Annotated in this window: 5 protein-coding genes, 3 rRNA genes and 1 pseudogene; 2 read left to right on the forward strand and 7 right to left on the reverse strand. The window is 44.5% G+C overall.

Annotated elements, in window-relative coordinates:
• Positions 1-10 precede the first annotated feature (10 nt).
• Entirely contained in the window at positions 11-1117 is a 1107-nt protein-coding gene (locus tag AC5FX4_RS15680; RefSeq protein WP_493607277.1) for an efflux RND transporter periplasmic adaptor subunit, read from the forward strand.
• 138 nt (positions 1118-1255) lie between these two features.
• Here the strand turns inward: AC5FX4_RS15680 and AC5FX4_RS15685 are convergent, their stop codons facing one another.
• Together AC5FX4_RS15685 and AC5FX4_RS15690 are read right to left on the reverse strand one after the other, a co-directional pair.
• A complete protein-coding gene (locus tag AC5FX4_RS15685; RefSeq protein WP_493607278.1) occupies positions 1256-1819 on the reverse strand; it encodes a hypothetical protein in 564 nt (187 codons plus the stop codon).
• A gap of 29 nt (positions 1820-1848) precedes the next feature.
• Positions 1849-1983, reverse strand: coding sequence for a hypothetical protein (locus AC5FX4_RS15690; RefSeq protein WP_493607279.1), 135 nt, complete (start codon positions 1981-1983; stop codon positions 1849-1851).
• Positions 1984-2312: 329 nt separating this feature from the next.
• Between AC5FX4_RS15690 and AC5FX4_RS15695 the strand changes: the two are divergent.
• Positions 2313-3350 (forward strand): annotated as a pseudogene (locus AC5FX4_RS15695) (IS630 family transposase).
• 164 nt (positions 3351-3514) lie between these two features.
• Here AC5FX4_RS15695 and rrf read toward each other — a convergent pair.
• The 5 genes from rrf to AC5FX4_RS15720 form a co-directional block, all read right to left on the reverse strand.
• A 5S ribosomal RNA gene (rrf, locus tag AC5FX4_RS15700) occupies positions 3515-3629 on the reverse strand.
• Between the two features lie 185 nt (positions 3630-3814).
• Positions 3815-6778: ribosomal RNA gene (locus AC5FX4_RS15705) — 23S ribosomal RNA — on the reverse strand.
• A 267-nt stretch (positions 6779-7045) separates the two neighbouring features.
• A 16S ribosomal RNA gene (locus AC5FX4_RS15710) occupies positions 7046-8584 on the reverse strand.
• The 16S, 23S and 5S rRNA genes sit together here, the layout of an rRNA operon.
• A 644-nt stretch (positions 8585-9228) precedes the next feature.
• A complete protein-coding gene (locus tag AC5FX4_RS15715; RefSeq protein WP_493607835.1) occupies positions 9229-10086 on the reverse strand; it encodes a tetratricopeptide repeat protein in 858 nt (285 codons plus the stop codon).
• A gap of 65 nt (positions 10087-10151) precedes the next feature.
• Complete coding sequence (locus AC5FX4_RS15720; RefSeq protein ID WP_493607280.1) at positions 10152-12077, reverse strand: DNA topoisomerase III; 1926 nt, start codon at positions 12075-12077, stop codon at positions 10152-10154.
• Between the last annotated feature and the right edge of the window lie 60 nt (positions 12078-12137).

Below are 12137 nucleotides of genomic sequence, written 5' to 3' on the forward strand. Positions count from 1 at the left end.
GAGAATTATTATGTTGTTATCAAAAAAACTATTCAATTCATGTTCACTCAGTGTTGGCATTTTATTACTGGCGTCGAGTATTGTTAGTTCACCAATGGCATACGCAAAATCGCCTGTCACGGTTGAAAAACTGACAAATGCGCCGTTACAAAGCGAATTTGCAGTACATGGTACATTGTATGGAAAACAAGATGTAAAACTTACAGCGGGCGTTGGAGGGCTGCTGACTTATGTAGCGGAGCCTGGCAAATCAGTCACAAAGGGAGAAGTTCTCGCTCGCATAGACACCTTGCCTCTAGAGTTGGAACAGGCTCGTCAAAACGAAATGCTGAATCGCGCTAAGATCAATTTGCAGTTTCAAAAGCAAGAACTTGCGCGACTTACACAACTTGCAAAAACAAGTAGCGCAGCAGCAAGTCAGGTAGATAAAGTAAAGCAACAACATGATTTGGCTAAATCAGACATTGCACTCGCTGAGATTGAATTGAAGGTCATCGCAGACAAACTCAATCGCTCGACTCTACGAGCACCATTTTCAGGTGTGATCAGCGAACGCTACAGCCGTTCAGGAAAAGATGTGAATAGAGCAGATGAACTACTTAGCTTAATTGACATCAATAACCTAGAAGCCCGCTTGTACGTTCCCGTAAAGTATTTAAAGTACATCAAAACAGGCATGATTTTGCCAATCTCAGCCGGCACGCTTGGGGCGTTGAACCGAGCAGATACAACGGTCACTGCGGTAATACCTACAACCGACCCTCGCTCACAATCATTTGAAGTTAGGGCAACATTGCCTAATCAAAGTACCCACAGCTGGGCCGCTGGTCAATTAGTCGATGTGGTAGTACCCTTAAATAGCAATCAACCCGAACTGCTTGTTAACCGAGACGCACTGATTTTGCGCAAGCAAGGCGTACACGTTGTACGCATCAATGCAGATAACAAAGCAGAGCAAATTCCTGTAAAGGTAGGTAAAGGCCAGGGCAAGTTTGTCGCCATCAAGCCCGTCAGTGAAGGTTCATTATCTATTGGTGATACTATTGCAGTTCGTGGTGCTGAGCGTTTAACCACAGGTCAAGAAGTTGAAGTGCAACAAGACGTCAATGCATCGTAACCAATTCCAATCAAGTTACTAGCCCAATGAGCAGGTCCATTCGTGGGCCTCGCTCATTTTTAATAAATCTAACTAGGTTTTTTTTAAAACTTAAAAAATTCAATATTTACTCACAGAGAACCTAGCTAGCCTAAGTGCCTACTGAGGTAATTTTTTATTAAAAAGCTTTTCCTTAATTAGATGGTGTAAACGCATTAAGGGGTAGGATAGAAAAATTAAGGTTATACATAAATTGGATAAGGCAATTACTTGACTATAGATGCCCCTAAGAATTTCTGTGTTAAAAATCACACGGTCAACATACCTTAATAAAAACAACATCATTAATGTGAACGACACATAAAAGCCGTATGTTGTCATACGTGCAAACTCACAACGTTTATAATTATGCCATTGGAGCATAACGACTAAAAAAAGCGCTTCATGAATGCTGTAGTAAATGTAAAAAACTTGTCGTTTAGCCTGCACTCCCATATCAATGGAGAATATAATGTCGCCAATGAAAAAGCCTATTCCCTGAAATGCTAAACTGACACAAATATAGATGAAAAATGAGTGTTCAAATTCTGTACTTGGCTCTTTGTTAGGTCGTCCAAACAACAACGACCTAACGGACGCTTGTGCTAGCCAGAGGAACAACAACAACGCACAGGCTTGCAAAAAAACAAACACCAACCCTATATTTATTAAGATTTCATTCACTTAAGTTCCCTTTATAATTGCTGCAAAAATTAAGTTCGAGTATTATCCGACGTCAAATGTTCATTAGGTGGTTCAGCTCCATTTAGACCACCACCCGATCCTCCAATAACTTTCTTCAAAACTTCTTTCGGCAGTTCATTTTTTATTGTCAATACATTACTCATTAATCTACTCCTTTTCTCCATTTAGAACAATACTAGTCGAAAAATCCAGCGACGAATAAAATCATCGCGATACACTTAGAGTAATCGCTATATCTAACAGCATAAATAAATCTAGTATTTAACCTACCAAACGTAAACTTCCAAGCTTTCCTGACTAACCCATTTACCTTTCATGCTCAGCCTAAATATGAAAATATTCATATTTAGGCTAAACCAATTACCCCACTAATTGCAACTAAAGATATATATTTTTGTAGTATTTCTTTCTTATACTATCCAGTAATGATTTGTGATCTAATTGTATTTATTTTCCAACCAATAAATAAGCTATCAATACTCATACTTCTACCGAACTTTTTAAGCTGGCTAAATCCGAAAAGGACGCACGTAAAAAAATTCGCTATTTAGCGGTCGCGCACTACCGGGATAACCACAACAGAACGCAAATTGCTGCCATGCTTCATGTCAGCAGAAGAATGCTAAATGAGTGGGTAAAACGCTACCTAGATAAGGGAATAGCTGGCCTTGACGCTACAAAACCTACCGGTAAACGTTGCTACCTTAACGATGCACAGCAGAAAAAACTTTTCCAGTATATTGAAAAACACAGTCAAAATGACAGCGGTGGTAGACTAACGGGGTATCGTATAAAGCAATATATTGAAGATGAATTTAACGTCTCTTACCATCCTAATGCGATTTACAAACTATTGAAACATTTAGGCTTTAGCTGGATCACTAGCCGCTCTCTCCACCCTAAGCAATCCGAGCAAGTTCAACAGGACTTTAAAAAAACTGCAAATGGAATTGATCAAAACGATCCCGCTATTTATCAGTCTGAATGACGTCGATATCTGGTTTCAAGACGAAGCCAGATTTGGTCAGCAAAACACTACGACACGCCTTTGGGCAAAAAAGGAACCCGGCCTAGGGCAGTCAAACAACAAGCGTTTGACTATGCCTATCTATTTGGCGCTGTGTGCCCTTCAACAGGACAGACTGAAGCGTTCATCACACCATGGGGGAATTTGAGTGTCATGAAACAGCACTTGCAGCTAATATCAGCGAAAACCGCACCTGGCCGACATGCTGTAGTGTTGATGGACGGCGCAGGATGGCATCAAGCATCACTGGTAACAGATATTGATAATGTCTCTATTATCAAACTACCACCCTATTCACCTGAACTGAATCCGATAGAGCAAGTATGGAGTTGGCTGCGGCAGCACCATTTAGCGGATCGCTGTTTCAAAGGTTATGAAGATATTGTAGAGAGTTGCAGTGAAGCTTGGAATGACTTTGTTTCATGTACAAAACGAGTGATAAAAATGTGTCAAAGAGAGTCGGCAGAGGTGGGAAAAAGTTAAGATGGATTGGTATTATTTCTCATTGTCGGATGGCGGCGCTTCGCACCTTATACCGGCCTACGAATAGGAATGACCTTGTAGGTTGGAAAAGCCAAAGGCGCCTTCCAACAGGCTTAAAACGCAAAAAACCCCGATACTTTCGTATCGGGGTTTCTTTTATTAGGACCTGGCGATGTTCTACTTTCACATGGCAGCTGCCACACTATCATCGACGCTGTTTCGTTTCACTTCTGAGTTCGGCATGGGGTCAGGTGGTTCCAAAACGCTATAGTCACCAGGAAAACTGGAGTGCAAATGGTTAATTACTTCAAGCTTTGCTGAGCATTTCATTTGCGCAAGGTGAATATCAAGCAACACTGCTGTCGCGACCTTCACTTTGCTTAAATCTGGAAAAATTCTGATAATTCGTAAAAATCTACTTTAGTTAATACTAACTTCTGTCTCTTAAACCACTTTGGCGTTGTATGGTTAAGCCTCACGGGTAATTAGTACTGGTTAGCTTAACGTATCACTACGCTTCCACACCCAGCCTATCAACGTTGTAGTCTCCAACGGCCCTTCAGTTAACTTAAAGTTAAAGTGAGAACTCATCTCGAGGCTCGCTTCCCGCTTAGATGCTTTCAGCGGTTATCGATCCCGAACGTAGCTACCGGGCAATGCAATTGGCATCACAACCCGAACACCAGCGGTTCGTCCACTCCGGTCCTCTCGTACTAGGAGCAGCCCCTCTCAATTCTCAAACGCCCACGGCAGATAGGGACCGAACTGTCTCACGACGTTCTAAACCCAGCTCGCGTACCACTTTAAATGGCGAACAGCCATACCCTTGGGACCGACTTCAGCCCCAGGATGTGATGAGCCGACATCGAGGTGCCAAACACCGCCGTCGATATGAACTCTTGGGCGGTATCAGCCTGTTATCCCCGGAGTACCTTTTATCCGTTGAGCGATGGCCCTTCCATTCAGAACCACCGGATCACTATGACCTACTTTCGTACCTGCTCGACGTGTCTGTCTCGCAGTTAAGCTGGCTTCTACCATTACACTAACCGTACGATGTCCGACCGTACTTAGCCAACCTTCGTGCTCCTCCGTTACTCTTTGGGAGGAGACCGCCCCAGTCAAACTACCCACCAGGCACTGTCCTCAACCCCGATAAGGGACCTAAGTTAGAACATCAAACATACAAGGGTGGTATTTCAAGGTCGGCTCCACGATGACTGGCGTCACCGCTTCAAAGCCTCCCACCTATCCTACACATGTAGGCTCAATGTTCAGTGCCAAGCTGTAGTAAAGGTTCACGGGGTCTTTCCGTCTAGCCGCGGGTACACAGCATCTTCACTGCGATTTCAATTTCACTGAGTCTCGGGTGGAGACAGCGTGGCCATGGTTACACCATTCGTGCAGGTCGGAACTTACCCGACAAGGAATTTCGCTACCTTAGGACCGTTATAGTTACGGCCGCCGTTTACCGGGGCTTCGATCAAGAGCTTCGACTTACGTCTAACCCCATCAATTAACCTTCCGGCACCGGGCAGGTGTCACACCGTATACGTCATCTTACGATTTTGCACAGTGCTGTGTTTTTAATAAACAGTCCCAGCCACCTGGTCACTGCGGCTGTCGTCAGCTTAAGGAGTAAATCCCATCACCAACAACAGCGTACCTTCTCCCGAAGTTACGGTACAATTTTGCCTAGTTCCTTCACCCGAGTTCTCTCAAGCGCCTTAGTATTCTCTACCTGACCACCTGTGTCGGTTTGGGGTACGATTCGAAATAATCTGAAGCTTAGAGGCTTTTCCTGGAAGTAGGGCATCAGTAACTTCACCACCTTAGTGGCTCGTCTCGTGTCTCAGCCTTAGCGACCCGGATTTTCCTAAGTCACCAGCCTACGCACTTTCACATGGACAACCAACGCCATGCTTACTTAGCCTGCTCCGTCCCCCCATCGCAATTATTCCAAGTACGGGAATATTAACCCGTTTCCCATCGACTACGCTCTTCAGCCTCGCCTTAGGGGTCGACTTACCCTACCCTGATTAACATGGGATAGGAACCCTTGGTCTTCCGGCGTGCGGGTTTTTCACCCGCATTGTCGTTACTCATGTCAGCATTCGCACTTCTGATACCTCCAGCATACCTCCCGGTACACCTTCAACGGCTTACAGAACGCTCCCCTACCCCGCGAATATACCCCGAAACTATCTCTTACCAACTCAACGTGTTGGGCACTTCGTGCGTCAACGTTAATCTTAAAATAGTTTGGGTGGTATATTCGCAGCCGCAGCTTCGGTGGTATGTTTAGCCCCGTTACATCTTCCGCGCAGGCCGACTCGACTAGTGAGCTATTACGCTTTCTTTAAAGGGTGGCTGCTTCTAAGCCAACCTCCTAGCTGTTTTAGCCTTCCCACATCGTTTCCCACTTAACATACACTTTGGGACCTTAGCTGGCGGTCTGGGTTGTTTCCCTCTTCACGACGGACGTTAGCACCCGCCGTGTGTCTCCCGGATAGTACTTTACGGTATTCGGAGTTTGCAAAGGGTTGGTAAGTCGGGATGACCCCCTAGCCTTAACAGTGCTCTACCCCCGTAAGTATTCGTCCGAGGCTCTACCTAAATAGATTTCGGGGAGAACCAGCTATCTCCCGGTTTGATTAGCCTTTCACTCCTAGCCACAGGTCATCCCCTAACTTTTCAACGTTAGTGGGTTCGGTCCTCCAGTTGATGTTACTCAACCTTCAACCTGCCCATGGCTAGATCACCGGGTTTCGGGTCTATACCTTGCAACTAAGCGCCCAGTTAAGACTCGCTTTCGCTACGGCTACCCTAATCGGTTAACCTCGCTACAAAATATAAGTCGCTGACCCATTATACAAAAGGTACGCAGTCACACCACGAAGGTGCTCCTACTGCTTGTACGTACACGGTTTCAGGTTCTATTTCACTCCCCTCACAGGGGTTCTTTTCGCCTTTCCCTCACGGTACTGGTTCACTATCGGTCAGTTGGGAGTATTTAGCCTTGGAGGATGGTCCCCCCATATTCAGTCAAAGTTTCACGTGCTCCGACCTACTCGATTTCACTTTAGATAAGTTTTTGTGTACGGGACTATCACCCTGTGTCGTCAAACTTTCCAGAATGTTCCACTAACTACACTAAAGCTTAAGGGCTAGTCCGATTTCGCTCGCCGCTACTTTCGGAATCTCGGTTGATTTCTTTTCCTACGGGTACTTAGATGTTTCAGTTCTCCGCGTTCGCTTCATACAGCTATGTATTCACTGCATGATGACCCAAAGGGCCGGGTTTCCCCATTCGGAAATCCTAGTCTCAAGCGCCTCTTACTGGCTCAACTAGGCTTATCGCAAGTTAGTACGTCCTTCATCGCCTCCAACTGCCAAGGCATCCACCGTGTACGCTTAGTCACTTAACCATACAACCCAAAATGGTTTGTATCGTCAAAGACAGTTTAACTTCGCCAGAAGTTAATATTGAATACTAAAGTAGACGCTAATAAACAAATCCTTAATAAGAACTGCTTATCGGCATGTTTTACTTTTGAAAACTCTTTATAGATATAAATATCTACAAGAATTAATTATCAGCTTTTCCAAATTTTTAAAGAGCAATATCACTCAGTCATAAGACCAAGCAACAATCATCTGTGTGGACACTACGAACAAATAAGTTCTAAATCGTATAAGGAGGTGATCCAGCCCCAGGTTCCCCTAGGGCTACCTTGTTACGACTTCACCCCAGTCATGAATCACTCCGTGGTGATCGCCCTCCCGAAGGTTAGGCTAACCACTTCTGGAGCAACCCACTCCCATGGTGTGACGGGCGGTGTGTACAAGGCCCGGGAACGTATTCACCGCGGCATTCTGATCCGCGATTACTAGCGATTCCGACTTCATGGAGTCGAGTTGCAGACTCCAATCCGGACTACGACGCACTTTAAGTGATTCGCTGACTCTCGCGAGCTCGCAGCACTCTGTATGCGCCATTGTAGCACGTGTGTAGCCCTACACGTAAGGGCCATGATGACTTGACGTCGTCCCCACCTTCCTCCGGTTTATCACCGGCAGTCTCCTTAGAGTTCCCGACCGAATCGCTGGCAACTAAGGATAGGGGTTGCGCTCGTTGCGGGACTTAACCCAACATCTCACAACACGAGCTGACGACAGCCATGCAGCACCTGTATCAGAGTTCCCGAAGGCACCAATCTATCTCTAGAAAGTTCTCTGTATGTCAAGTGTAGGTAAGGTTCTTCGCGTTGCATCGAATTAAACCACATGCTCCACCGCTTGTGCGGGCCCCCGTCAATTCATTTGAGTTTTAACCTTGCGGCCGTACTCCCCAGGCGGTCTACTTAATGCGTTAGCTTTGAAAAAGTCCTCCGAAGAGTCCAGCTTCTAGTAGACATCGTTTACGGCGTGGACTACCAGGGTATCTAATCCTGTTTGCTCCCCACGCTTTCGTACATGAGCGTCAGTGTTGACCCAGGTGGCTGCCTTCGCCATCGGTATTCCTTCAGATCTCTACGCATTTCACCGCTACACCTGAAATTCTACCACCCTCTATCACACTCTAGTTTGCCAGTTCGAAATGCAGTTCCCAGGTTAAGCCCGGGGCTTTCACATCTCGCTTAACAAACCGCCTGCGTACGCTTTACGCCCAGTAATTCCGATTAACGCTCGCACCCTCCGTATTACCGCGGCTGCTGGCACGGAGTTAGCCGGTGCTTCTTCTGTAAGTAACGTCACAGCTGAATGCTATTAACATCCAACCTTTCCTCCTTACTGAAAGTGCTTTACAACCCGAAGGCCTTCTTCACACACGCGGCATGGCTGCATCAGGCTTGCGCCCATTGTGCAATATTCCCCACTGCTGCCTCCCGTAGGAGTCTGGGCCGTGTCTCAGTCCCAGTGTGGCTGATCATCCTCTCAAACCAGCTAGGGATCGTCGCCTTGGTGAGCCATTACCTCACCAACTAGCTAATCCCACTTGGGCCAATCTTTAGGCGTGAGGCCCGAAGGTCCCCCACTTTGGTCCGTAGACATCATGCGGTATTAGCAGTCGTTTCCAACTGTTGTCCCCCACCTAAAGGCATGTTCCCAAGCATTACTCACCCGTCCGCCGCTCGTCATCTTCTAGCAAGCTAGAAATGTTACCGCTCGACTTGCATGTGTTAGGCCTGCCGCCAGCGTTCAATCTGAGCCATGATCAAACTCTTCAATTAAAAGTTTTTTGAAACCTAAGTTTCGTGCTCATTGAATTCTGATTTTGATTTCCTAAGAAATCGAATTGACTGTGCTGAAACAAGTAAACTTGTTTCCGTTGGTCACTCAGTTCAATTGAGACTCTAAATTTGTTTGCATCCTCTAGCGAGGCTAGATTTTGCTGTTAGAACTCAATCTGTACGAGTGCCCACACAGATGATTGCTTCATATTTTTAAAGAACGTTTCGAGCTGCTTTCGCGTCTCGAGGGATGTGCATTCTAAGCATTCCCGATTTTTTGTCAACACTTAATTTGAAGTTTCTTTTTTAGAAGTTTCAAGTTTAAGTTTTACTTGACGCTGACTCGTTGCTGCTTTGCTTATTCAGCGCAGCGCTCCGTGTCAGTGGATGCGCATTATAGGCATCCCAAACAATTACGCAAGCACTTTTTTATAAAAACTTATAAAAACACGCCTTTCGAACAAAAAACAAACTAAAAACCCACAAAAGATATGTTTTCTGTTTTTTGCGAGCTGTTTTAGTTTGTTTTTTGCACAGCGGGACATTAAGTATTATTGAAAAGACCAAAGATGCAAATTATTTTTGCAAAAAGTACATCACTTATGTCCTCAAACAGTGTGTGTGTACCTTTTACGTTTTAGCCGTTAGTAGAGAAGGCTATATAGCTTACGTCTATATAATGCAGCAAGCGCATCACCATCAGGAAGCGAAGCGATAACATCTAAAAAATCTTGTCTTGCTGACATGAAATTCATATCACGTTGCAAAATGTTTAACAGCAGCGCTAGCGCTTCTTCTTTTTTACCTGCTTGCGCAAGTAAACCTGCCAACTTCAGTTTTATATCATTGTTCTCAGGTTCAGCCTGTAAAGCTTCACTTAGCATTTTTATTTCAGGCGATTCCTGAGCTTGTTTTGCTTGCTCTAGTTTTGCCTGTAAATTTTGGAAGTATGGATCTTGCTCTGATCCAGGCACGGAATCTAACAACGCTTGCGCATCATCCAGCTTTTGTATCTGAATACATATATTCGCTAGCACAAGCTTAACTCGCGTATTATCCGCGTCGATGTCATACGCTTGTTTGGCGAAACTGAACGCAGCATTTAAGTCGTCATTTGCTAATGCTTGTTTCGCTTGGTCAAGTAATAACATTTCAGGCTTTGGTAAATGCTCTGCCAATGCCTTTTTAATCTCTTCTTCACTTTGAGCCCCTGGTAGCATGTTAACTGGTGCGCCATTTTTCAACATGACAAGCGTGGGTAGTGCTTGTAAACCAATTTGCTGAGCTAATTGCGAAGCCAATGCTTGCTGAAGATCGCAGTCCACTGTTGCCACTACAAGATGCGACTCATAACTTGTGGCCAGATTACTTAATATTGCAGCCTGTGTAATACAGTCTGGATTTTGTGCACTAAAAAAAGTCAGTAAGATCAGTTTATCTTGGTGTTGCTCACCAAGCACCTGTTGTATATTTTCACTTGTTAGTTGAATTTGGTTGCTCATACTTTGCTTATCGTCGTTTTTAGCTAGTTTGTTCATATATTGAGGCAATAGCTGTAATTACAAGTCTAGTTGCTAACCTTCACTGAACTTTTTGCGCGGCTCTTAAAACGGCGCTTAGCGCTCTTCGGTTTCGCAAGCCCTCTAAAGCTCACTGTATTAGTTAGTTGTGCGGTTGAGATTATCTCTTGAATTTGACCAACAAGCGGATCCATGAAATTTTGATAGCTGCATTCTTTATTGGCTATTTTCGCTAAGTGTGATTCCCACAATGCCGTTCTATCCGGCAAAGTAAGCGTTTCTGGGAGCATGGTTATCATTGCATGCCCTATTTCACTGGCTTTGATTAGCTTTCCTTCTCGTTGTAGAAACCCTCTTTTAAACAAAAGTTCGATGATCCCAGCTCTTGTAGCCTCAGTACCTAATCCATCAGTATCTTTTAAGATTTTTTTGATGTCTTGATCTTTAACGTAACGACTAATACCCGTCATAGCACCGAGCAAAGATGCATCAGTGTAATGTTGGGGAGGTTGCGTGTGTTTCTCGCGTATTTCAGAATCACTGCACAATAGCTGCAGCCCTTCTGCTAAAGGAGGCAAAAATGAGGACTCTGATCCATCCTCGCACTGATTTTTGCCAAACAAAGCTTTAAAGCCCAAATTTGTCACTTGTTTAACTTTGGCAATAAATATGCCCCCAGCGATTGAAATCTCAGCCACAGTCTCATTATATGTATACGAAGGATAAAACTGCGCCACATACTGCCTGCAGATAAGCTCATACACTTGCTGCTCATATTGGCCAAGTGGTGACGACTTTAGTTTTTTGCTCGTTGGTATAATGGCATGGTGTGCTTCTACCTTTTTATCATTCCAACACTTAGATTTAAGTGATAGATCTGCGTTGCCAATTTTTTCTTGCTCGCATCCCTGATTATTCGCAATTGCCGAGAGCACCTGTTCACGTTCGTGAAAATGGTCATTGGGTAAATAACGATTGTCCGAACGTGGGTAAGTGATCAATTTATGTTTTTCATACAGACTTTGACATACGTCCAACACTTGCTTAGCCGACATACCAAAACGCTTATTTGCATCAATTTGTAACGCCGACAAATTATAAGGTAAAGGTGGAGCTTGCTTCTTGGGCGTTTTCTGTAGCTTTACCACTTCAGCCGGTTGACCCTGAATGCGCGAAGCCACATTTTCCGCTAACGCTTTTACCAGTACTCGTTTTTCTTCATCCATATACGGTGCACATGCCTCACTTGGTCGCCATTTAGCGACAAACGACTCTTTTTCGTCCGTTAAAAGATGTGCGAAAACTTCGTAAAAAGGCTTAGACACAAAGTTCTTTATTGTTATATCTCTTTGCACAACTAGGCCTAATACTGGCGTTTGTACTCTGCCAACAGATAGCACACCTTGATAACCTGCTTTTTGCCCCGTTAGCGTGTAGGCGCGTGTTAGATTCATTCCATACAACCAATCGGCACGCGCTCGAGCAAGCGCCGATACACTTAGTGGAATAAACTCTTTATTTGATTTTTGTGTTTGCAGTGCTTTTTTAACCGCTTGTAGGTTTAGATCACTAATCAGTAAGCGTTGTGTCGATTGCTTTTGCTGTACCGACAGGCCTATGTGTTGCAACACCTCATCAACCAGTAGCTGACCTTCTCGGTCTGGATCGCCCGCATGAACGATAATGCTTGCTTTTTTTATCAAGCGCTTGAGTACAACCAGCTGTTTTTTAGTCTTTGGTTTTGCTTTAAATTGCCAATCGGTTGGTAGTATGGGCAAGTCATGATATTGCCACTTCTTATACTTAGGGTCGTAATCTTCCGGTTCAGCTTGTTCCAGTAAATGACCAATGCACCAAGAAACAACACTGCCATCGCCTGTTTCAATATAACCATCTTGCTTAACGTGTGGTTTGGGTAGTGCGTCGGCTATTGCTCTACCCAATGATGGTTTTTCTGCAATATAAAGCTTCATTATGAAGAGCTCATAGAATAACTGTATAAATTAACAGTTATTCTATGTTAACTAAACGCG

It is taken from the genome of Pseudoalteromonas sp. ATL1 (genome assembly GCF_058933015.1).